18 protein-coding genes are annotated in these 21388 nt (G+C 65.2%); 17 read left to right on the top strand and 1 reads right to left on the bottom strand.

The annotated features are described in order from the left end of the window. The first annotated feature begins 42 nt into the window (after window positions 1-42). The 14 genes from AC1DX2_RS02250 to AC1DX2_RS02185 all read left to right on the top strand — a co-directional run bounded on the left by AC1DX2_RS02250 (window position 43) and on the right by AC1DX2_RS02185 (window position 15317). Window positions 43-1011, top strand: a complete 969-nt coding sequence (locus tag AC1DX2_RS02250) for a branched-chain amino acid ABC transporter permease (protein ID WP_477194655.1) — start codon at window positions 43-45, stop codon at window positions 1009-1011. Between the two features lie 3 nt (window positions 1012-1014). Further along, on the top strand, window positions 1015-2307 hold the full coding sequence (locus AC1DX2_RS02245; protein ID WP_477194654.1) for a branched-chain amino acid ABC transporter permease: 1293 nt from the start codon (window positions 1015-1017) through the stop codon (window positions 2305-2307). Continuing rightward, on the top strand, window positions 2304-3074 hold the full coding sequence (locus tag AC1DX2_RS02240; protein WP_477194653.1) for an ABC transporter ATP-binding protein: 771 nt from the start codon (window positions 2304-2306) through the stop codon (window positions 3072-3074). Before AC1DX2_RS02245 ends, AC1DX2_RS02240 begins: the two co-directional genes overlap by 4 nt. 1 nt (window position 3075) lies before the next feature. After that, entirely contained in the window at window positions 3076-3771 is a 696-nt protein-coding gene (locus AC1DX2_RS02235) for an ABC transporter ATP-binding protein (protein ID WP_477194652.1), read from the top strand. Window positions 3772-3942: 171 nt separating this feature from the next. Further along, entirely contained in the window at window positions 3943-6042 is a 2100-nt protein-coding gene (locus tag AC1DX2_RS02230) for a 3-hydroxyacyl-CoA dehydrogenase NAD-binding domain-containing protein (RefSeq protein ID WP_477194651.1), read from the top strand. Window positions 6043-6073: 31 nt separating this feature from the next. Continuing rightward, window positions 6074-7564, top strand: coding sequence for a M20 family peptidase (locus tag AC1DX2_RS02225; protein WP_477194650.1), 1491 nt, complete (start codon window positions 6074-6076; stop codon window positions 7562-7564). A 27-nt stretch (window positions 7565-7591) separates the two neighbouring features. Continuing rightward, on the top strand, window positions 7592-8767 hold the full coding sequence (locus AC1DX2_RS02220; RefSeq protein WP_477194649.1) for an acetyl-CoA C-acyltransferase: 1176 nt from the start codon (window positions 7592-7594) through the stop codon (window positions 8765-8767). A 141-nt stretch (window positions 8768-8908) separates the two neighbouring features. Then, on the top strand, window positions 8909-10741 hold the full coding sequence (locus tag AC1DX2_RS02215; protein ID WP_477194648.1) for an acyl-CoA dehydrogenase: 1833 nt from the start codon (window positions 8909-8911) through the stop codon (window positions 10739-10741). Then, window positions 10741-10971, top strand: coding sequence for a hypothetical protein (locus tag AC1DX2_RS02210; RefSeq protein ID WP_477194647.1), 231 nt, complete (start codon window positions 10741-10743; stop codon window positions 10969-10971). Before AC1DX2_RS02215 ends, AC1DX2_RS02210 begins: the two co-directional genes overlap by 1 nt. Before the next feature lie 50 nt (window positions 10972-11021). Next, window positions 11022-11813: an SDR family oxidoreductase gene (locus AC1DX2_RS02205; RefSeq protein ID WP_477194646.1), complete on the top strand. Its 792-nt coding sequence runs from the start codon at window positions 11022-11024 to the stop codon at window positions 11811-11813. A gap of 37 nt (window positions 11814-11850) precedes the next feature. Continuing rightward, entirely contained in the window at window positions 11851-12309 is a 459-nt protein-coding gene (locus AC1DX2_RS02200) for a PaaI family thioesterase (protein WP_477195745.1), read from the top strand. Window positions 12310-12332: 23 nt separating this feature from the next. Then, window positions 12333-13349, top strand: a complete 1017-nt coding sequence (locus tag AC1DX2_RS02195; RefSeq protein WP_477194645.1) for an NADP-dependent oxidoreductase — start codon at window positions 12333-12335, stop codon at window positions 13347-13349. A 25-nt stretch (window positions 13350-13374) separates the two neighbouring features. Continuing rightward, the gene (locus tag AC1DX2_RS02190; RefSeq protein WP_477194644.1) at window positions 13375-14313 is read left to right on the top strand and encodes a glutathione S-transferase family protein; all 939 of its coding nucleotides are present in this window, start codon (window positions 13375-13377) and stop codon (window positions 14311-14313) included. A gap of 95 nt (window positions 14314-14408) precedes the next feature. Continuing rightward, window positions 14409-15317, top strand: a complete 909-nt coding sequence (locus AC1DX2_RS02185) for an SDR family oxidoreductase (RefSeq protein ID WP_477194643.1) — start codon at window positions 14409-14411, stop codon at window positions 15315-15317. A 222-nt stretch (window positions 15318-15539) separates the two neighbouring features. On the opposite strand, the gene AC1DX2_RS02180 is transcribed toward AC1DX2_RS02185, so the two are convergent. Next, entirely contained in the window at window positions 15540-16337 is a 798-nt protein-coding gene (locus AC1DX2_RS02180) for an ABC transporter substrate-binding protein (protein ID WP_477194642.1), read from the bottom strand. 170 nt (window positions 16338-16507) lie between these two features. Between AC1DX2_RS02180 and AC1DX2_RS02175 the strand changes: the two genes are divergently transcribed. From AC1DX2_RS02175 to AC1DX2_RS02165, 3 genes are read left to right on the top strand one after another with little or no spacing between them, the layout of a single operon-like run. Further along, the gene (locus AC1DX2_RS02175; protein WP_477194641.1) at window positions 16508-17410 is read left to right on the top strand and encodes a substrate-binding domain-containing protein; all 903 of its coding nucleotides are present in this window, start codon (window positions 16508-16510) and stop codon (window positions 17408-17410) included. Then, on the top strand, window positions 17410-20406 hold the full coding sequence (locus tag AC1DX2_RS02170) for a PAS domain S-box protein (protein ID WP_477195744.1): 2997 nt from the start codon (window positions 17410-17412) through the stop codon (window positions 20404-20406). The genes AC1DX2_RS02175 and AC1DX2_RS02170 overlap by 1 nt, the downstream gene beginning before the upstream one ends. Next, a complete protein-coding gene (locus AC1DX2_RS02165) occupies window positions 20403-21320 on the top strand; it encodes a TIGR02285 family protein (RefSeq protein ID WP_477194640.1) in 918 nt (305 codons plus the stop codon). The genes AC1DX2_RS02170 and AC1DX2_RS02165 overlap by 4 nt, the downstream gene beginning before the upstream one ends. The last annotated feature ends 68 nt before the right edge of the window (window positions 21321-21388 follow it).

The following is a 21388-nucleotide window of genomic DNA, read 5'->3' as shown; positions in this document are numbered from 1 at the left end:
CGTTTTTTTTGGCCAGATTGATTTTTCCGCCACAGGGTTTGCATGGAGTTTTTCACCATTTCGCTTCTGACCGGCATCAGCTACGGGCTGTTGCTGTTCATGCTCAGTTCGGGGCTGACGCTGATATTCAGCATGATGGGCGTGCTCAATTTCGCCCACGCGTCGTTCTACATGGTAGGCGCCTATATCGCCTACAGCATCACCGCCGCTCTGGGCTCCATGGGCTCGGCGGGTTTCTGGCTGTCGCTGGTGCTGGCGCCGCTGGCGGTGGGCCTGATGGGGGCGGCCTTCGAGAAATACTGCCTGCGCCGGGTCCATAAGTTCGGCCATGTGCCGGAACTGCTGATCACCTTTGGCCTGAGCTACATCATCCTGGAACTGGTGCAATTGGTCTGGGGCCGCAGTTCCATGGACTACCGCATTCCGGTTGAGCTGAGCGGCCCGTTGTACACCTTTCCCAATGGCACTCAGTTCCCCAAGTACCGCGGCTTCATGATGCTGGTGGCCATGTTGATGCTGTTGTCGATCTGGCTGTTGCTGACGCGCACGCGCATTGGCCTGATCATCCAGGCGGCGTTGACGCATCCGGACACGGTGGAAACGCTGGGCCACAACGTGCCCAGGGTGTTCATGCTGGTGTTTGGCGGTGGCTGCGCGCTGGCCGGCCTGGCTGGCGTCATCGGCGGCAATGCCTACATCACCGAACCGGGCATGGCCGGTGCGGTGGGACCGGTCATCTTTGTGGTGGTGGTGGTGGGGGGCATGGGCTCGTTGGCGGGCGCTTTCCTGGCTTCCGTGCTGATCGGGGTGATACAAACCTTTGCGGTGGGCATAGACAGCTCGCTGATATCCGCCTTGGCCAATGTGGGTGTTGATGTGACACCGGAGACCTTTGGCTACGCGCTGTGGAAGTTGAAGATCAGCCAGGTGGCACCCATCCTGCCGTTCCTGTTCCTGGTGTTGACACTGATTTTCCGGCCCAAGGGCCTTCTCGGCACGCGGGAGGGCTGAGCGATGTCCAAGCAGTTTTACGAATTCAAGCCCTTGAACATAGGCCGTGTGGTGGTCTGGGGGGGCTATGCCTTGCTGTTGCTGGTGGCTCCGCTGATCTTCACCAGCAGCCTGAGCCAGACCATGCTGAGCCAGATGGGCATCGCCATCATCGTGTGCCTGAGCTACAACATGCTGCTGGGCCAAGGCGGCATGCTGAGTTTCGGCCATGCCGTCTACTCCGGTATGGGCTCATTCCTGGCCATACACACGCTGAACCTGGTCAGCAATGGGCAGTGGCCGATACCGGTCAGCCTGATCCCGATTGCCGGCGGCCTGGGTGCTGCGCTGGTGGCGGTGGTGCTGGGCTGGGCCACCACCAAGAAGGCCGCCACACCGTTTGCCATGATCACGCTGGGCGTGGGCGAACTGGTATGGGCATCGTCGTTGATGTTCCCCGAGTTTTTTGGCGGCGAGGGCGGCATCTCGGGCAACCGCGTGACCGGCGCCAAGACGTTTGGCATCACCTATGGCCCGCAGATTCAGCTGTATTACCTGATCGCGCTGTACACACTGGTCTGCACCGCGCTGATGTACGCCTTCACCGGCACGCCGCTGGGGCGCATGCTCAACGCCGTGCGCGACAACCCGGAGCGGGTGGAGTTTGTCGGCTATGACACGCAGAAGGTGCGCTACGTGGCCTTCATCATCGCTGCCTTCTTTGCCGGCATCTCGGGCGGCCTGGCCGCGTTGAATTTCGAGATCGTCACCGCTGAGGTGGTCAACGGCGCGCGCTCCGGCGCCTACCTGTTGTTCACCTTCCTGGGCGGCGCCACCTTCTTCTTCGGCCCCATCGTCGGCGCCATTCTGATGGTGCTGGCCTTCGTGCTGTTCTCGGAGCTGACCAAGGCCTGGTTGCTGTACCTGGGCCTGATCTTCCTGTTCATGGTGATGTACGCGCCTGGCGGCGTGGCCAGCCTGATCATGATGAATGTGCGGGTGGCGGCCTTCGGTCATTTGCGCAAGCTGTGGGTCAGCTACCTGGCGCTGGCCGTCACCGGGTTGGTGGTGTTGCTGGGCGCGGCCGCAATGATCGAGATGGTCTACCACATGCAGCTCAATGTGGCCCTGGGGCCGGAGCTGCCCTTCATGGGCTTCACGCTGAATTCGCATGGTGTGGACAGCTGGGTTGGCGCCGTCTTCGTGATGCTGACCGGCCTGGGCCTGTTCGAAGTGAGCCGGCGCGAGTTCGCGCGCAAATGGGGCGCGATACAGGTCAGCATAGAAAAAGAAATCAAGCGCAGGGAGGCCCTATGACCTACGCACTGGAACTGAAAGACCTGCGCAAGAGCTTTGGCAAGACCGAGATCATCCGCGGGGTCAACCTGGGCGTGACGGCCGGTGAGCGCGTGGCCATCATCGGCCCCAATGGCGCCGGCAAGTCCACGTTGTTCAACCTGATCAGCGGTCGCTTCGAGCCCAGCAGCGGGGATGTGCTGTTGGGCGGCACCTCCATCATCGGCAAGCGGCCTTACGAGATCAACCGCCTGGGCCTGAGCCGCAGCTTCCAGATCACCAACATCTTCCCCAAGCTCAGTGTGTTCGAGAACCTGCGCTGCGGCGTGTTGTGGAGCCTGGGTTACAAGTACACCTTCCTGAAATTCCTCTCCGGCATGCACGACGCCAACACGCGCGCCACCGAGTTGATGGAGATGATCAAGCTGGACAAGAAGCGCGATGTGCTGGCGGTCAATCTGACGTATGCAGAGCAGCGTGCGCTGGAAATCGGCATCACCATCGCCGGCGGCGCCAACGTCATCCTGCTGGACGAGCCCACCGCGGGCATGAGCACCAGCGAGACGGCGCGCTTCGTGCGGCTGATCAAGGAGGTGACGGCGGGCAAGACACTGTTGGTGGTGGAGCACGACATGGGCGTGGTGTTCGGCCTGGCCGACAAGGTGGCCGTGGTGGTGTATGGCGAGGTGCTGGCCTACGACGAGCCGGTGGCGGTGCGCGCCAATGCGCGGGTGCAAGAGGCCTATCTGGGCTCTTCGGTTGCAGACGCGCAAGCGGGGGGGCACTGACATGTTGCAAGTCCAAGACCTCCACGCCTACTACGGCAAGAGCCATGTGCTGCATGGCGTGCATTTCGAGATCAATCCGGGCGAGATCGTGGCGCTGCTGGGGCGCAACGGCTCGGGTCGCTCCACCACCGCCAAGGCCGTGATGGGCCTGGTGGAAGCCACCGGCAGCATCCATTGGAAGGGCAAGGAGATACGCGGCCAAAAGGCCTACGAGATCGCCCACATGGGTCTGGGCTATGTGCCTGAGAGCCGCGACATCTTCCCCACGCTGACCGTGCACCAGAACCTGATGCTGGGCCAGAAGGGCAAAGGCAAGGGCAGCCGCTGGAGCTTTGACGACATGTACACCATGTTCCCGCGGTTGAAGGAGCGCCAGCACACCGAGGCCGGCGTGATGTCCGGCGGCGAGCAGCAGATGCTGACCCTGTGCCGCACGCTGATGGGCGACCCCGACCTGATCATCATCGACGAGCCCACTGAAGGCCTGGCGCCCAAGATCGTGGAACTGGTGGGCGAGTATTTGAAGACGCTGAAGTCGCGCGGCGTCTCGGTGATGCTGATCGAGCAGAAGCTGACCATCGCCATGGCCATTTCCGACCGCGCGCTGGTGATGGGCCACGGCGCCATCGTGTTCCAGGGCACGCCGGCCACGCTGCGCGAGGACGCCTACATCCGCAAGGAATGGCTGGAGGTCTGACGCCCCCGGCCCCGAAATCACCGGCCTTGAAGCGCCGGTGATCCGCAACTAAACTGGCTCATCCACGCGCATGTCCCAAGTGGGACAGTCGCGCATCAGGGCGTCAAAAATAGCTCTTACAATGAAAAACGAACGCTCGTTCTTTTCCTCTTTTACCTCGGGAACACAAGCATGACGGCAGAATACAAAGTCCACGGCGACGTGGCCCTCATCACCCTGAACAACCCCCCCGTCAATGGGCTGGGCCATGCCACCCGTCTGGCCATCGCCGAGGGCGTGGCCAAGGCCAATGACGACGCCGCCATCAAGGCCATCGTCATCACCGGCGCCGGCAAGGCGTTCTCTGGTGGTGCCGACATCAAAGAGTTTGGCACACCCAAAGCCATGATGGAGCCCAACCTGCTGAGCGTCATCGCGGCCCTCGAAGCTTCCACCAAGCCGGTGCTGGCTGCCATCCACACCGTCTGCATGGGCGGCGGGCTGGAGTTGGCGCTGGGCTGCCATTACCGCGTGGTGGCCCCTGGCTGCAGCGTGGCCCTGCCCGAAGTGAAGCTGGGCCTGCTGCCCGGTGCCGGCGGCACGCAACGCCTGCCGCGCGTGCTGGGCGTGGAAACCGCGCTGAACATGATCGTCAGCGGCGAGCCGGTCAAGAGTGAGATGCTGGCCATGCTGCCCGGCCAGAAGCTGTTTGACAAGGTGGCTGCGGCCCCCGAGTCCCTGCTGGAGGAAACACTGGCTTTTGCCCGCAGCGTGGCCGACACGCGCCCGCTGCCGCTGGTGCGCAACCTGCCGTGCAAGCACCCGCTGGGCGATGCCTACTTTGGCTTTGCCGGCAACATGGTCAAGGGCATGTCCAAGAACTTCCCGGCGCCCATGAAGTGCGTGGAGGCGGTGGAAGCCGCCACCAAGAAGAAGTTCGACGAAGGCATGCTGGTGGAGCGCGAGATCTTCATCAACCTGATGTGGACCCCCGAAAGCCGCGCGCTGCGCCATATCTTCCTGGCCGAGCGCGCCGCCTCCAAGATTCCCGACGTGGCAGACGACACGCCGCAGCGCACCATCAAGTCGGTGGCCGTGATCGGCGCCGGCACCATGGGCGGCGGCATTTCCATGAACTTCCTGAACGCCGGCATCCCGGTGAAGATGCTGGAGATGAAGCAGGAGGCGCTGGACAAGGGCGTGGCCACCATCCGCAAGAACTACGAAGCCCAGGTGAAGAAGGGCAAGCTCAAGCAGGACAAGTACGACCAGCGCATGGCGCTGCTGAGCACCACGCTGAGCTACGACGACCTGAAGGATGCCGACCTCGTGATCGAAGCGGTGTTTGAAGAGATTGGCGTCAAGGAAGCCGTGTTCAAGGAGCTGGACCGGGTGATGAAGCCCGGTGCCATCCTGGCCAGCAACACCTCGACGCTGGACGTCAACAAAATCGCCAACTTCACCAAACGCCCCGAAGACGTGGTGGGCCTGCATTTCTTCAGCCCGGCCAACGTGATGAAGCTGCTGGAAGTGGTGCGCGGTGCCAAGACCGCCAAGGACGTGATGGCCACGGTGATGGCCGTGTCCAAGAAGATCAAGAAGGTGGCGGTGGTCTCCGGCGTGTGCGACGGCTTCATCGGCAACCGCATGGTCGAGCAGTACGGCCGCCAGGGCGGCTTCCTGCTGGACGAAGGCTGCACGCCCGCCCAGGTGGACAAGGCGATCGAGAAGTTCGGCTTTGCCATGGGTCCGTTCCGCATGGGCGACCTGGCCGGCAACGACATCGGCTGGGCCATCCGCAAGCGCCGCGTGGTTGAAAAGCCGGACATGAAGTACAGCAAGACGGCAGACCTGCTGTGCGAGCGCGGCCGTTTTGGCCAGAAGACCGGCGGTGGCTGGTACGACTACGTGGCCGGCAAGCGCGACGCCATCCCCAACGCGGACGTGGTCAAGATGATCGAAGAGCACCGCAAGTCGCTGGGCATCACGCCGCGCAAGATTTCGGACGAAGAGATCGTGCAGCGCCTGGTGTTCGCGCTCGTCAACGAAGCCGCGCACATCCTGGAAGAGGGCATTGCCAACAAGGCCAGCGACATCGACATCGTCTACCTCTACGGCTATGGTTTCCCCGCGCACCGCGGCGGCCCCATGCTGTACGCCGACCAGGTGGGCCTGTTCAACGTCGCCGCCGCCATGCACCGCTTCGCGCAGAACCCGCTGGACGACGCCAAGTTCTGGCAGCCGGCGCCGCTGCTGGCCAGGCTGGCGGCCGAAGGCAAGAGCTTCAACTAAAAGGCAGAGAGCAAGCGAAGGATAAGGCGCGATGCTGAAGCGAATCCTGTGGGGCCTGCTGGCGCTGCTGCTGGCCCTGGTGGCGGTGCTGGCGCTGAACACGCTGCGCAATGGCTCGCGCCAGCTGGACGTGCCGCCGCTCCCCGCCCTGGCGGTGGACAAGGACGCAGCGGCGGCCCGCCTGGCCGAGGCGGTGCGCGCGCGCACCGTGACGGCCTACGACCAGCCGCAGCTCAACGCCGATCAGTTTGCCCAGCTGCATGCCATGCTGCAGGCGCGCTACCCCAGGCTGCATGCCGCGCTGAAGCGCGAGGTGGTGGCAGACACCAGCCTGCTCTACACCTGGCAAGGCAGCGACCCCAAGGCCCAGCCCATCTTGCTGACCGCCCACCAGGACGTGGTGCCGGTGGCCGCCGGCACCGAGAAGGACTGGGCGGTGGACGCCTTCTCCGGCACCATCAAGGATGGCTTTGTCTGGGGCCGTGGCGCCTGGGACGACAAGGGAAACCTGATCTCGCAGATGGAGGCGGTGGAAATGCTGGTGGCCAGCGGTTACCAGCCGCAGCGCACCGTCTACCTGGCCTTTGGTGCTGATGAAGAGATTGGCGGCCTGCGCGGGGCTGCTGCGATCACCGGGCTGCTGAAAGCGCGCGGCGTGCGCCTGTCTTTCGTCATCGACGAGGGTCTGTTGATCACCGAAGGCATCATGCCCGGGCTGGACAAGCCCACGGCGCTGATCGGCGTGGCCGAAAAGGGCTACCTGTCGCTGCGCCTGAGCATCCCGGCCACGCCGGGGCACTCCAGCATGCCGCCGCCCAAGGGCAAGAGCGCCATCGCGCAACTGAGCGCGGTGCTGCAGCAGGTTGAAAACAACCAGCTACCCGCCGCCATCAGCGGCGTGGCCGGTGAGATGTTTGCCACCATGGCACCCGAGATGCATGGCTTCTCACGCGTGGCGCTGTCCAACCTGTGGCTGTTCGGCCCCATTGTGCAAAAGCAGTTGGAAGGTGGCGCCAGCACCAATGCCATGCTGCGCACCACCACGGCGCTCACCGTGGTGAATGCCGGCAACAAGGACAACGTGCTGCCCGGCCTGGCCGAAGCCACCATCAACTACCGTCTGCTGCCTGGCGACACCCGTGCCGCCGTCACCGAGCGGTTGCGCCAGCAGGTGCAAAAGGTGCTGGGGGCGGACGCCAAGTTCGAGCTGACACCGGTGGGCGAGGGTTCGGAGGCGTCCAAGGTGTCCGTCACCGCCGATCCGCAGTTCCAGCTGATCAACCGCACGGTGCGCGAGGTCTTCCCCGGCACCCTGGTCACCCCCGGCCTGATGATTGGCGCCACCGACTCGGTGCACTACAGCCAGATTGCCGACAACACCTTCCGCTTCTCGCCGGTGCGCGCCAAGGCTGAGGACCTGCCGCGCTTTCACGGCACCAACGAACGCATTTCGGCCGACAACCTCGCCGAGCTGATCCGTTTCTACCACCGGCTGATCGCCCAGGGCGCCAAAGCGTCCTGAACCCCATTTGCACAAGGAGCCTTCACCATGACCCAAGCCGTTATCGTTTCCACCGCCCGCACACCCCTGGCCAAGAGCTGGAAGGGCGCGTTCAACATGACGCACGGCGCCACACTGGGCGGCCACGCGGTCAAGCACGCCATCCAGCGCGCCGGCATCGAGGCCGCCGAGGTGGACGACATCATCATGGGTTGTGCCAACCCCGAAGGTGCCACCGGCGCCAACATCGCGCGCCAGATCGCGCTGATGGCCGGTTGCCCCATCACCACCTCGGGCATGACGGTGAACCGCTTCTGCTCCTCCGGCCTGCAGGCCATCGCGCTGGCGGCCCAGCGCGTGATCGCCGGTGAGGGCGACATCTTCATCGGCGGCGGTGTGGAAAGCATCTCCTGCGTGCAGCAGGAAATGAACATCCACATGCTGCGTGACCCGGCGCTGGACAAGATCAAGCCAGAAATCTATTGGAGCATGCTGCAGACCGCCGAGCAGGTCGCCAAGCGTTACAACATTGGCCGCGACGCCATGGATGAATACGGCGCCGCCAGCCAGCAAAAGGCCACTGCGGCCCGTGCTGCAGGCCTGTTTGACGCCGAGATCGCCGCCATCACCGTGCAGGCCGGCGTGGCCGACCCGGTGATGGGCCTGCGCGCCAAGGAAGTCACCATCAGCCAGGACGAAGGCATCCGCGAAGGCACCACCAAGGAAGGCATCAGCGGCATCAAGCCGGCGCTGCCCGGCGGCCTGATCTCGGCCGGCAACGCCAGCCAGTTCTCCGACGGCGCCGGCGCCTGCGTGGTGATGAACGAGTCGCTGGCCGAAAAGCGTGGCCTGAAGCCGCTGGGCCGCTTCCTGGGCTTTGCCGTGGCCGGCTGTGAGCCGGACGAAATGGGCATTGGCCCGGTCTATGCGATCCCCAAGGTGCTGGCCAAGCTGGGCCTGAAGGTCAGCGACATCGACCTCTGGGAGCTGAACGAAGCCTTTGCGGTGCAGGTGCTGTATTGCCGTGACAAGCTGGGCATCCCGGCTGACCGCCTGAACGTCAACGGCGGCGCCATTGCGGTGGGCCACCCCTATGGCGTCAGCGGCCAACGCCTGACCGGCCACGCGCTGATCGAAGGCAAGCGCCGTGGTGCCAAGAAGGTGGTGGTGACCATGTGCATTGGCGGTGGCATGGGCGCTGCCGGGGTGTTTGAGGTGCTCTGACCTTTCTCGCGTTCGCGCGTCAGGGCTGGGCACGCGATACCTTGCGGCTCAGCCCTTTTGTTTTGAACAGCCGACAATCAGTTGAGGACAGAGCGGCGCTTCGCCCCGGTCTGTCCCGCAAAGTAACGAGGACTTTCCTTCATGAGCCTGCGTCCCACCCTTGATTTCCTGCTGTACCAATGGCTGGATACGCCCGCTTTGAGCCAGCGCGAGCGCTTCGCCGACCATTCGCGCGAGACCTTCGATGCCGTGCTGGACACCTGCGAGCGCATCGCGCGCGAGAAATACGCACCCTTCAACCGCACCGTGGACGTGGAAGAGCCGCGTTTTGACGGCGAGAAGGTGATCCTGCCGCAATGCACCCATGACGCCAACCGCGCCTACGCCGAGTCTGGCATGCTCAGCGCCTCGCAGGACTATGAAGAGGGCGGCATGCAACTGCCCTACACGCTGGAAGCGGCGGCCAACGGCTTCTTCGGCCTGGCCTCGGTCAGCATAGGCTCCAGTTTGTTGACCAAGGGCAATGCCGGCCTGTTGATGGTGCACGGCACCGAGATGCAAAAGGCGGTATTCGCCCGCAACGAGTTCGCCGGCCGCTTTTCCGGCACCATGTGCCTGAGCGAGCCGCAGGCCGGCTCGTCGCTGTCCGACATCACCACCCGCGCGGTGCCGGATGGGGAGGATTTCGAAGGCGACCCGCTGGGCGCGCGCTATCGCCTCAAGGGCAACAAGATGTGGATCTCGGCCGGCGAGCATGAGCTGACCGAAAACATCATCCACCTGGTGTTGGCCAAGATTCCCGGGCCGGACGGCAAGCTGATCCCCGGCACGCGGGGCATCTCGCTGTTCATCGTGCCCAAGAAGCTGGTGGGCACCGACGGCCAACTCACCGGCCAGCGCAACGACGTCGCTTTGGCCGGTCTTAACCACAAGCTGGGGTGGCGCGGCACCACCAACACCTTGCTGAACTTCGGCGAAGGAAAGTTCCCTGTCGACGGCCAGGCTGGCGCCGTGGGCTACCTGGTGGGCAAGCCGCACGAAGGCCTGCGCTGCATGTTCCACATGATGAACGAGGCGCGCATTGGCGTGGGCACAGCGGCGGTGATGCTGGGCCTGGCCGGCTATTACGCGTCGCTGGACTACGCGAAGAACCGCCCGCAGGGCCGCCCGACCGGGCCGGCCGGCAAGGACGCCGCCAAGCCGCAGATCCGCATCATCGAGCACACCGACATCAAGCGCATGTTGCTGGCGCAAAAATCCTACGGCGAGGGCGCGTTGGCGCTGGAGCTGTATTGCGCCCGCCTGGTGGACGAGCAGCACACTGGCACCGTGCAGGCCGCAGAAGAGGCCAGGTTGCTGCTGGAGGTGCTGACGCCCATCGCCAAGAGCTGGCCCAGCGAGTGGTGCCTGGAGGCCAATTCGCTGGCCATCCAGATCCATGGCGGCTACGGCTACACGCGCGACTTCCCGGTGGAGCAATACTGGCGCGACAACCGGCTGAACATGATCCACGAGGGCACCCATGGCATCCAGGCGCTGGACCTGCTGGGGCGCAAGGTGCTGATGGAGGAGGGCAAGGGCTTGCAGCTGTTGGCCGGGCGCATCGAGGCCACCATGGCCAAGGCGGCGGCGCACCCCGAGCTGGCCGAGCACGCGCGTGCGCTGGGCGCCGCGCTGCAGCAGGTGGCCACGGCCACCCGCGCCGCATGGTCCACCGGCCAGCCGCACGAGGCGCTGGCCAACGCCGTGCCCTACATGCAGGCCTTTGGCCACATGGTGCTGGCCTGGATCTGGCTGGACCTGGCCGCCGCCACCTTGCAGCATGACGCCGCCCGGGCCCAGGCCGCCAGCGTCGGCCGGCTGGGCGCGGCGCGCTACTTCTTCCAGTTCGAGCTGCCCAAGATAGGCGCCTGGCTGCAGGTGGTGGAACGCCGCGACCTGACGTGCGCAGACTTTCCCGAAGAGGCCTTCTGATGAGCTCCGACGCCGCCATCAAACGCATACAGGTGTGGGCGTGGGTGCTGATCTATGGCGGCCTGCTGACCTTCATCCTGGGGCATTTCGTCTCGCGCACCGATGTCACCATGGCCCGCGTGCTCGGCGTGGTCGGCATGGTCGCCGTGGTGGTGGGCATCGTGCTGATCTTCGTGCGCGCGCGCATGAAGGCACCGCCAGCGCCGCCGCCTGACCAGGCTTCCAAATAGAACCCGACTTTGCAACCATTCCCACTCTTCCATCCGAGGACACACGCACCATGACCCGCACCATCCAACAACTGTTTGACTTGAAGGGCAAGACCGCCCTGGTCACCGGCGGCTCACGCGGCCTGGGCCTGCAACTGGCCCATGCGCTGGGCGAGGCCGGCGCGCGCATCATGCTGAGTTCGCGCAAGGCCGAAGACCTGGAAGAGGCCGCCGCCGAGCTGCAGGCCGCCGGCATTGACGCCCGCTGGATTGCCGCTGACTGTGCCAAGGAGGAAGACATACGCCGCCTGGCCGATGAGACGCTGCAGCGCATGGGTGACGTGGACATCCTGGTCAACAACGCCGGTGCCGCCTGGGGCGCGCCGGCCGAAGACCACCCCGTCGAAGCCTGGGACAAGGTGATGAACCTGAACATCCGTGGCTACTTCATCCTGAGCCAGGACATCGCCAAGAAGAGCATGATCGCCCGCAAGAGCGGCCGCATCATCAACGTGGCCTCCATTGCCGGCCTGGGCGGCAACCCCAGCGAGATGAAAACCATTGCCTACAACACCTCCAAGGGCGCGGTGGTCAACTTCACCCGCGCGCTGGGTGCCGAATGGGGACCGTACAACATCAACGTCAACGCCATCTGCCCGGGCTTCTTCCCCAGCAAGATGACCGCCGCCACGCTGAAGACCTGGGGCGAGGACAACCTGAAAGCTCACGCCCCGCTGCGCCGCCTGGGCGACGACGAGGACCTGAAGGGCATCTGCCTGCTGTTCGCGTCTGACGCTGGCAAACACGTCACCGGCCAGTGGATGGCGGTGGACGGCGGCGTCAGCATCATCACTGGCGGCTGATCAGGATTTGGGAGTCATCATGTACGAGCTCAAGCCCATGAAATTCGGGGTCGAAATTCCCTTCGTCCATCATCTCGGGTTTGAGCTGGTGCTGTTCGAGGGCGGCCACTCCATCCTGAAGTACGCCCCCAAGCCGGAGCACTTGAACTCCTTCGGTGTCACCCACGGCGGCGCCGCCATGACGCTGATGGACGTGTCCATGGCCGTGGCCGCGCGCAGCGTGCAGAAGGACATGGGCGTGGTCACCATCGAGATGAAGACCAGCTTCATGCAACCCGCCAAGGCCGGCCAGGGCCAGGTGCTGACCGGCAAAGGCCACCTGATACACCGCACCGCCACCATGGCCTTCACCGAAGCCACGCTGTTTGACGAAGAGGGCAAGCCCTGCGCCCACGCCACCGGCACCTTCAAGTATGTGAAGCGCCTGCCGACCGGCGCCAAGACCGTCAACCCGCTGAACCCGCCTGATGAAGGCAGCGGCATTTCCACAGATTGAAATCAACACACAAGGAGGCAAGCATGCCCACGAACAAACAAATCCACCTGGACAACCGTCCGCAGGGCGAAGCCGTTGCAAGCAACTTCAAGCTGGTGGTCGGCGACACGCCGGCGCTGCAAGACGGCCAGGTGCTGGTGCGCCACCACTACCTGAGCCTGGACCCGTACATGCGCGGCCGTATGAACGACGCCAAGAGCTACGCCCAGCCGCAGCCGCTGGGCCAGACCATGGGCGGGGGCACCGTGGGCGAGGTGGTGGAGAGCAAGAGCCCGAAGTACCAGGTCGGCGACAAGGTGGTCGGCATGGGTGGCTGGCAGGAATTCAGTGTGGTCAATGTCGAACAGCCCGGCGCGCTGCGCAAGGTCGACACCACCCATGTGCCGCTGTCGCACTACCTGGGTGCCGTGGGCATGCCCGGTGTCACCGCCTGGTACGGCCTGGTGAAGATCTGCGCGCCCAAGGAGGGCGAAACCATGGTCATCAGCGCCGCCGCCGGTGCCGTGGGCAGTGCCTTTGGTGCGCTGGCCAAGGCGCGCGGCTGCCGCGTGGTGGGCATTGCCGGCGGGCCGGACAAATGCAAGTACGTGGTGGACGAGCTGGGCTTTGACGCCTGCATTGACTACAAGGTGCATGCGGATGCCATCTCCCTGTCCAAAGCATTGAAGGAAGCCTGCCCCAAGGGCATAGACGGCTATTTCGAAAATGTCGGCGGCATGGTGCTGGACGCCGTGCTGCCGCGCATGAACGCCTTCGGCCGCATCGCGCTGTGCGGCATGATTGCCGGCTACGACGGCAAGCCGCTGCCGTTGGCCAATCCCGCGCTGTTTCTGGTCAGCCGCCTGAAGCTGGAAGGCTTCATCGTCAGCGAGCACATGGAGGTGTGGCCGCAGGCGTTGCAGGAGCTGGGCACGCTGGTGGGCACCGGCAAGCTGCGCCCGCGTGAGTCTGTCGCGCAGGGCATAGAAAGCGCACCCGAGGCGTTTTTGGGGTTGCTGAAGGGCAAGAACTTCGGCAAGCAACTCGTCAAGTTGATCTGACCTCGCACGCCGCAAGGAGCACACCATGGCCGACATCATCCTGCACCACTACGAAACCTCGCCCTTTTCCGAAAAGATACGCGGGGTGCTGGGCTACAAGAAGCTGGCCTGGAAATCGGTCATCATCCCGCCCATCCTGCCCAAGCCCGACGTGCTGGCGTTGACCGGTGGCTACCGCAAGACACCGTTCCTGCAGATCGGTGCTGATATCTATTGCGACAGCGCGCTGATCTGCGATGTGCTGGAGCACCTGCAGCCTGCGCCCACGCTGTACCCCGAGGGCTTGAAGGGCGCCGCGCGCATCACCGCGCAGTGGGCCGACACCACGCTGTTCTGGGCCTCCATGGCCTACAACTTCAGTCCGAAGGGTGCGGCGCAGATGTTTGGCGCCGGCCCGCCGGAGGTGGCCAAGGCCTTTGGCGAGGACCGCGCCAAGATGAGCACAGGCATGACGCGCCTCAGGCCCGCTGACGCCACTGCCGCCTACAAGAGCTACCTGCGCCGCCTGGCCAACATGCTGGAGAGTGGTGGCCCCTTTCTGCTGGATGACGCCCCCACCGTGGCCGACTTCGCCGCCTACCACCCACTGTGGTTCTCGCGCGTGCGTGTGCCGGTGATGGCGCCTATCCTGGACGCCACGCCGGTGGTGCTGGCCTGGATGGATCGCATGGCCGCGCTGGGCCACGGCCAGCGCAGCGAGCTGAGCGCCGCCGACGCCATGGCCATCGCCCGGGCCGGTACGCCGCAACCGGAAGACACCGACACCTTCCAGGACGACCACGGCATCCCGTTGGGAAGCCGCGTGACGATCAACGCCGAGACCTTTGGCCAGGAACCCACCGAGGGCGAACTGGTGGCCGCCACCCGCATGCATTTCACGCTGCGTCGCACCGATGAACGGGCCGGCACCGTGCACGTGCATTTCCCGCGCATTGGCTATGTGCTGAAAGCGCAGCTTCAGTGAAGACTAATTTGTATCCAAGTTATGTCGTAACTAAGAAGCTTGAGGCCTGAGCGGCCGGGCCTGGATGACTTTTTAACTTTTTACCCCACTGACCCATGATCACTGACTTCAAAGGCAAGACTGCCGTACTCACTGGCGCCGGCTCGGGCTTCGGCCTGGAGATGGCCCGCATAGGCGCCAGGCTGGGCATGAACCTGGTGCTGGCTGACGTGCAGCAGGACGCGTTGGACAAGGCCGTGGCCGAGTTGCAGGCAGCCGGGGCGGCTGTGCTGCCCTTCAAGCTGGATGTGGCCAGCGCCGACCAGGTGGAAGCCATGGGCCGTGCCACGCTGGAGCGCTTTGGCGCGCCGCACCTGGTGTTCAACAACGCCGGCGTGGGTTGCGGCGGGCTGATCTGGGAAAACACGGTGAAGGACTGGGAGTGGGTGCTGGGCGTCAACGTGATGGGCGTGGCCCATGGCGTGCGCGTGTTCACGCCCATGATGCTGGCTGCCGCCGCCAAGGACCCGGCCTACCAGGGCCACATCGTCAACACCGCCAGCATGGCTGGCCTGCTGAACCCGCCCAACATGGGCATCTACAACGTCAGCAAGCATGCGGTGGTGTCCTTGAGCGAGACGCTGTACCAGGACCTGTCCCTGGTGACGCAGCAGGTCGGCGCCTCGGTGCTGTGCCCGTACTTTGTCGCCACCGGCATCTCGCAGAGCCACCGCAACCGCCCCACCGACATGGTGGATGGCGCCAAGCCCACCAAGAGTCAGCTGATAGGCCAGGCCATGAGCGACAAGGCCGTGGGTTCCGGCAAGATCACCGCTGCCGACGTGGCGCAAAAGGTGTTCGACGCCGTGGCCGCCAACCAGTTCTACATCTACAGCCATCCCAAGGCGCTGGCCTCGGTGCAGACGCGCCTGGAAGACGTGATGCAGGCCCGCAACCCCACCGACCCGTTCGCCGACAAGCCGGAGCTGGGGCAGCAGTTGCGCGCTGCTTTGCGCTCCGCCTGAGTATCGGTATCCGTTCGGGCTGAGCCTGTCGAAGCCCTTGCGTGCCCAGATGATTGGCGTTCGGCGTTTCAGTGTTGCGCGTGCCAATGAGCCCGATGTCGTTGGGGCGTGTGGCGGAGCGGAATCAAGGAGGAGGGCCGCAGGCCCGGGGGACATCCGCGTAGCCACGCGCACCAGCGGCGTCGGCCGCGCACAAACCCATCACATCGACGTTATGGGCAACTACTGCCCGTAAATGTCGACCGCAAAGTACTTTTTGCGAATCTGGTCGTACACCCCATTGGCGCGGATGGTGGCCAAGGCACGGTTCAACTGCTGGCGCAGGTCGTCGTCGCGCTTGCGCACGGCGATGCCTATGCCTTCGCCGATGACGGCTTTTTCCTCTGGCGTCTTGCCATACAGGCGCTCGCCGACCACGGCGAAGGCCTTGCCTTCGGGCTTGGACAGGAAGCCGCCCACAGCCTCCCAGTAGTCGGACAGCACCGTGTCCACCCGGCCGGCTGCCAGGTCCAGGAAGGCCTCGTCCTGCTTGGCGTAGCGCACGATCTGCTGCGGCCCCTTGCCGGCCCAGAAGCGCGTGGCGTACTGGTCGGCCACGGTGCCGCGCTGCACGCCTATGGTCAGTTTCTTCAGCCCGTCGGCACTGGCCTGCAGCTTGGTACCGCTCTTGCCCACCAGCGCCAGCGGCGAGGCGTAGTAACGGTCGGTGAAGGCCACCTTGGCACGCCGTTCCTCGGTGATGGTCATGGAGGCCACCACGGCGTCAAACTTGTGCGACAGCAGCGCCGGGATCAAACCATCCCATTCCTGGCGTACCCAGGTGCAGCGGGTCTTCATTTCGGCGCACAGCGCATTGCCCAGATCGATGTCGAAGCCGCGCAGCGCGCCATCCGGCGCCATGTCGCTGAACGGCGGGTAGCTGCCTTCGGTGGCCAGCCGCAGGTCAGCGGCGTGGGCGGCGCTGGCCCAGGCCTGCAGACTGATCAGCAGGGCCAGTAACAGGCGGCGTTGGGACATCATGGGCAAGGACGGCGGTGCGCAAAAAAGGGCAGGGGCGGCGATCCGGGTAGGCGCATGGTACCCGAGGCGCCACACGGATGGGTGGAAAAACGGCACCGCCGCTTACAATCCGCGCAATCCGGAGCAACAAGCATGCACTGTGCCGTCCGTCCACCCGACCACGCACGCCCATGGCGTCGCGGTCCGCGCCACGCATGAGGCCGGCTGGGGTATGGGTGCGCTGGCTGCTGTGCGGTCTGGCCGGTGCCTGCGCCGCGCTGGCCCAGGCAGCCACCCCGGCCATGCTCACGGTGGCCACGGACCCGGTCTTCGAGCCGGTGCTCAACCGCGTGGCCCGTAGCTTCACCAGCCTGCATGGCGTGGCGGTGGATGTGGTGGTGGCGCCCAGCGAGCAAGCCGTCAACCAGGTGCGCGCCGGCAAAGCGGCGCTGGCGGTGGTGTTCGGCGCACCCGCCGGTGACGGGCCGGCACTGACGCGCCAGTGGCTGGGCGACGCCGCACTCAGTGTCTTTGTCAATGGCCGCAACCCGATGCGCGAACTCAGCCGCCAGCAGCTGAAGGCCTTGTTCACCGACGCCAAGCCCACGTGGGCGCAGTTTGGCGGCCGCGCCCAGGCCGTCGTGCGTGCACCGCACACGGCGTTCGACACCGCCGGTCTGATGTTTGACAGCTATGTGCAGCCCACCGTGCTGCTGAGCAACGACAGCGCTCGCGGCACCGCCTCGGGCGAGCTGCCGGCCTGGCAGACCCGCGCGGGCGATTTCCCAGCCATCCTTTATGTGGCCATAGACCAGTACGCCATTGGCTATGCCAGCAGCGTGGCGGTGTGGCGCAACCAGGCCGATGGCGGCAAGGTGCGGGCCCTTGCCATCGACGGCGTGGCGCCCACACCCAAGAGTGTGCGCGACGGCAGCTACCCTCTGAGCCGTCCCGTGGAGCTGGTGTACGGCGCGCTGAAACCGCCGCCGGCCAGGTTGTTCCATGAGTTCCTGACCGGACCGCAAGGGCAGGACTTGCTGATGGACGCCGGCGTTTCCACCACCCGGGGTGAAGCCAAGGGAGGCACGCCGTGATGCAGCGGTCCTTGAGCCTGCGCGCCCGCATGCTGATGGGCTTTACGCTGATGGCGCTGATGGTGATAGGACTGGCGGGGTTCATGCTCTTGCAGGAGTCGCGCTTCCGCTCCGAGATCCAGTTGCTGGCCGACCAGCAAAACGAGGTGCAAAACCGCCTGCAGGACTTGCGCGAGCACCTGAGCGGCATGCAGCGCAATGCCTTCCAGGGCGGCATGCTGCGCGACCGCAAGCTGCTGCTGTACGCTGCCGGCGAGGCCACCCGGCTGTACGAGGTGTTCGACACCATGCGCGCCATCGAGATACGCCAGGGTGCCGAGGCGCAAAAGGAGTTGCTGGCGTTCCTGGACAGCACCGAGGCGCTGTACCGCGAGGTCACGCCGCGCAGCTTTGCCGTGCTGGCCCAGTTGGCCGATGGCATCTCGCCCGACCCGGAAGACCTGTCCCAGCTGCGGCTGGACAACATCCAGCTCAACAGCGCCTTTGACGCCTACCTCAACGGCGTGCGCGGCAGCAATGCCGAGCAGCTGCAGGACGCGCTGGACGCCCTGCAGCGTTTCCGCTGGATCAGCCTCGCCGTGGTGGCCCTGGCCGCGCTGGCCTTGGGCTCTTACCTGTTCCTGGTGCACTTCCACCTGACGCAGCCGCTGCAGGCGCTGAGCGGCTTCCTGGCTGGCATCAGCGACCCGGCGGCCACGGATGAGCGTGCCCCAGTGCTGCGGCGCGACGAGATTGGCCGCATTGCACTGGCCGCCAACGACATGCTGGACAAGCTGCGCGACACCACCGTGTCGCGCGACCAGTTCGACCGCGTGCTCTCCAGCCTGGCCAATGCGCTGCTGGTGGTGGGGGCGGATGGCCGCATTGTCTCGGCCAACCATGCGGCCCGCGTGCTGATCGGCGAGGAGGCTGGCGAAGTGGCCGGGCGCCATGTGAACCAGGTGCTGCCACCCTTCATCGCCAGTGCTTTCGCACAGGGCACGCCGTTGCACAACCTGGAAATCGAGTTCAACCACGCAGGCGGCCAGCGGCCCACGCCGGTGCTGCTGGCGATGGCGCGCATCGCCCCGGGGGCCGAGTGGATTGTCGAGGCCACCGACCTGACGGCGCTGCGCGAGTCCGAGGAGAAATACCGCCAGGTGATCGAGAACGTGACCGAGGGTATCCTGGTGCTGCGCGATGGCCGTGTGGCTTTCGCCAACCCGCAGGCCGCCCACCTGTGCGGGCTGGAGCCGCATGAGCTGGCCGGGCGCGAGTTCCTCGACGCCGTTCACCCTGACGACCTGGCCATGATGACGCAACGCCACAGCGCCCGCCAATTGGGCTTGGCGGTGGACGCGCGGGTGGATTTCCGCATTGTCAAACCGGACGGCACGGCGGTCTGGCTGGGCATGAATGCGGTGACGCTGTCCTGGGAGGGGCGTCAGGCGCTGTTGGCCTTCATCACCGACATCAGTGCGCGCAAGCGGCTGGAGCAGGACTTGCAGCACACGCTGAGCGAGCGCGAGACCATCCTGCAGAACTCCATCGTCGGCATCGCCTTCCTCGGCCCGGACGGCCGCATCAGCTGGGCCAACCAGGCCATGTCCGACATGTTCGGCCAGCCGCTGTCGGAACAGATCGGCGCCTCGCTGGAGCCTTTCTACCCATCGCGCGAAGAGTATCTGCAGGTGGGCTCGGCCGTGGCGCGCGCGGCGCTGGCCGGCAAGGTCTATTCCGCCGAGTTGCAGATGCGCCGGGCCGACGGCGAGTTGTTCTGGGTCTTCCTGTCGGGCCGCGCGGTGCACCGTGCCGACCTGTCCAAGGGCACCGTGTGGGTGGCCATGGACATCAGCCGGCGCAAGGAACTGGAAGATGCGTTGTCGCGCACCACCGCCGAGCGCGAGGCCATCCTCAACTCGGCGCTGGTGGGCATCAGCCTGACCGGGGTGGACCGCAAGCACCTGTGGGTCAACCAGCGCTTTGCCGACATGCTGGGCTTCACACCCGAAGAACTGATAGGCCATAGCAGCCGCCAGCACTACCCGGATGAAGACCAGTGGCAGTCACTGGGCCAGCAGGCCTATGCGCTGCTGCTGGCCGGCCAGCCCTACAGCACCGAGCGGCGCATGCGGCGCAAGGATGGCAGCCTGCTGTGGGTGGAGATGTCCGCGGCCTGCCTGGACGTCAGCCAGCCCGAAAAAGGCGTGATCTGGACCATGCTGGACATTTCAGAGCGCTACAAGGCGCAGCAGGACATCCAGGCCGCGTTGGACAAGCAGCGCGAGCTCAATGTGCTGAAGTCCAGCTTCGTGGCCATGACCTCGCACGAATTCCGCACGCCGCTGGCCTCCATCCTGTCGTCCGAAGAGTTGCTGCGCCACTACGGCGAGCGCCTGGGCGCGGAGGAGCGCGATGAGCTGTTCAACAGCATAGAGGCCGCTGTGCGGCGCATGGCCGAGATGCTGGACAAGGTGCTCACCATAGGCCGCGGCGACGCCGACCTGATGGAGTTCCGCCCCCGGCCGCTGGACCTGGCAGCGCTGTGCCGCAAGCTGCGCGACGACGCCATCACCATGCCCGCCGGTGGCCAGCCGCAACGGGAGCTGGAACTCTCGCTGGCGTTGGACGACGCTCGCGTGGTGGCTGACGAAAAACTGTTGCGCCACATTCTGGGCAATCTGATGTCCAACGCCATCAAGTACTCGCCTGGCGGTGGTGTGGTGCGGGTGGGGGTGCGCGAGGAGGGGGAGTGGCTGGTGTTCGAGGTCACCGACCAGGGCATTGGCATCCCCGAGGACGAGCTGCCGCGGTTGTTTGACACCTTCCACMGCGCCGCCAACGTGGGCAACATCCCCGGCACCGGGCTGGGCCTGGCCATCGTCAAGCGGGCGGTGGAGTGCCATGGCGGCAGCATCGCGGTGCGCAGCCAGGCTGGGCAAGGCACCTGTTTCACGGTGCGCATACCCTGTGTGCGCGAAGCGGCGCATGCCGCCACCGCGCCGGAAATCTCATGAAGCTGCGCGCCTGGCTGCTGCCCCTGGCCGTCAGCACCCTGTTGGCGCTGGCCATGCAGGCAGCGGCGCAGGCGCAGAAGCCAGCGCGGCCGGTGATGAACTGGATCCTGGTGGACTTTCCCCCCGCGTCGATGCCGGTGGACGGCAAGCCGGGTCAGGGTTCCACCGATGGCGTGGTCAAGTTTGTCATCAAGCACTGGCCCGAGGTCGAGCACCATTTCATTGCCGCCAATGCCAACCGCGCCTGGTCCATGATCGCCAACGGGCAAGAGGCTTGCTACCCCACCGCCATCCACACTCCGGACCGCGACAAGGTGGCGTTGTTTGCCGACGTCAACCTGCTACCGCCGCTGGAGCTGGTGGCCCGCAAGGACGTGGCCGGCCGCCTGCCGCTGAACGCCAATGGCGAGGTGCGGCTGAAGGAGTTGCTGACGCAGATGGATGTGTCTGGCCTGTTGGTGGACAAGCGCAGCTACGGCCCCAAGCTGGACGCGCTGATTGCCCAACGACCGGCCGGCTCCAGCGCCAAGCTGCTCACCGTCAGCGATCTTGGCGCCCGCATCCTGAAAATGGTGGCCCTGGGCCGCGCCGATTACACGTTGGACCACGACCTGACGCTGGCCTACCAGCAGAAGACCGACCCCGCCAGTTTCGCCGGCCTGCAGGGCATACCCATTGAGGGCAACACCGAGCCCATAGTGGCCGGCATCGCCTGCCCGCGCAGCGCCTGGGGTCGCCAGGCGGTGGTGCGCATAGACCAGATCATCAGCCGTCATATCGACGCGCGCGAGCTGCGCGAGCCGTTGGAGCGCTGGATGACGCCCGAGACGCTTAAACGCTTCACCCCGGCACTGAACGCCTACATCGCCCAGCGGAAACGCCAGACCACGCCCACGGTGTATCCCCAATACTGAAGTTGTTGCTTGACTGTTGGAGTGGCTTCGTGCAATACTGAAGTCAATACTTCAGTATTCAATATGGA

Source organism: Hylemonella sp. P2_B10 (assembly GCF_056404875.1).
The sequence above is the reverse complement of the archived record's forward strand: the minus strand, read 5'-3'. Positions and strand labels throughout refer to the sequence as shown.

Excerpts from the sequence above, each read along its gene's own strand:
- AC1DX2_RS02220 (WP_477194649.1), top strand. The coding sequence starts at position 7,592 with ATGACCCAAGCCGTTATCGTTTCCACCGCCCGCACACCCCTGGCCAAG.
- AC1DX2_RS02165 (WP_477194640.1), top strand. The coding sequence starts at position 20,403 with ATGAAGCTGCGCGCCTGGCTGCTGCCCCTGGCCGTCAGCACCCTGTTG.
- AC1DX2_RS02175 (WP_477194641.1), top strand. The coding sequence starts at position 16,508 with ATGGCGTCGCGGTCCGCGCCACGCATGAGGCCGGCTGGGGTATGGGTG.
- AC1DX2_RS02200 (WP_477195745.1), top strand. The coding sequence starts at position 11,851 with ATGAAATTCGGGGTCGAAATTCCCTTCGTCCATCATCTCGGGTTTGAG.
- AC1DX2_RS02215 (WP_477194648.1), top strand. The coding sequence starts at position 8,909 with ATGAGCCTGCGTCCCACCCTTGATTTCCTGCTGTACCAATGGCTGGAT.
- AC1DX2_RS02185 (WP_477194643.1), top strand. The coding sequence starts at position 14,409 with ATGATCACTGACTTCAAAGGCAAGACTGCCGTACTCACTGGCGCCGGC.
- AC1DX2_RS02230 (WP_477194651.1), top strand. The coding sequence starts at position 3,943 with ATGACGGCAGAATACAAAGTCCACGGCGACGTGGCCCTCATCACCCTG.
- AC1DX2_RS02180 (WP_477194642.1), bottom strand. The coding sequence starts at position 16,337 with ATGATGTCCCAACGCCGCCTGTTACTGGCCCTGCTGATCAGTCTGCAG.
- AC1DX2_RS02245 (WP_477194654.1), top strand. The coding sequence starts at position 1,015 with ATGTCCAAGCAGTTTTACGAATTCAAGCCCTTGAACATAGGCCGTGTG.
- AC1DX2_RS02250 (WP_477194655.1), top strand. The coding sequence starts at position 43 with ATGGAGTTTTTCACCATTTCGCTTCTGACCGGCATCAGCTACGGGCTG.
- AC1DX2_RS02240 (WP_477194653.1), top strand. The coding sequence starts at position 2,304 with ATGACCTACGCACTGGAACTGAAAGACCTGCGCAAGAGCTTTGGCAAG.
- AC1DX2_RS02210 (WP_477194647.1), top strand. The coding sequence starts at position 10,741 with ATGAGCTCCGACGCCGCCATCAAACGCATACAGGTGTGGGCGTGGGTG.
- AC1DX2_RS02235 (WP_477194652.1), top strand. The coding sequence starts at position 3,076 with ATGTTGCAAGTCCAAGACCTCCACGCCTACTACGGCAAGAGCCATGTG.
- AC1DX2_RS02205 (WP_477194646.1), top strand. The coding sequence starts at position 11,022 with ATGACCCGCACCATCCAACAACTGTTTGACTTGAAGGGCAAGACCGCC.
- AC1DX2_RS02225 (WP_477194650.1), top strand. The coding sequence starts at position 6,074 with ATGCTGAAGCGAATCCTGTGGGGCCTGCTGGCGCTGCTGCTGGCCCTG.
- AC1DX2_RS02195 (WP_477194645.1), top strand. The coding sequence starts at position 12,333 with ATGCCCACGAACAAACAAATCCACCTGGACAACCGTCCGCAGGGCGAA.
- AC1DX2_RS02190 (WP_477194644.1), top strand. The coding sequence starts at position 13,375 with ATGGCCGACATCATCCTGCACCACTACGAAACCTCGCCCTTTTCCGAA.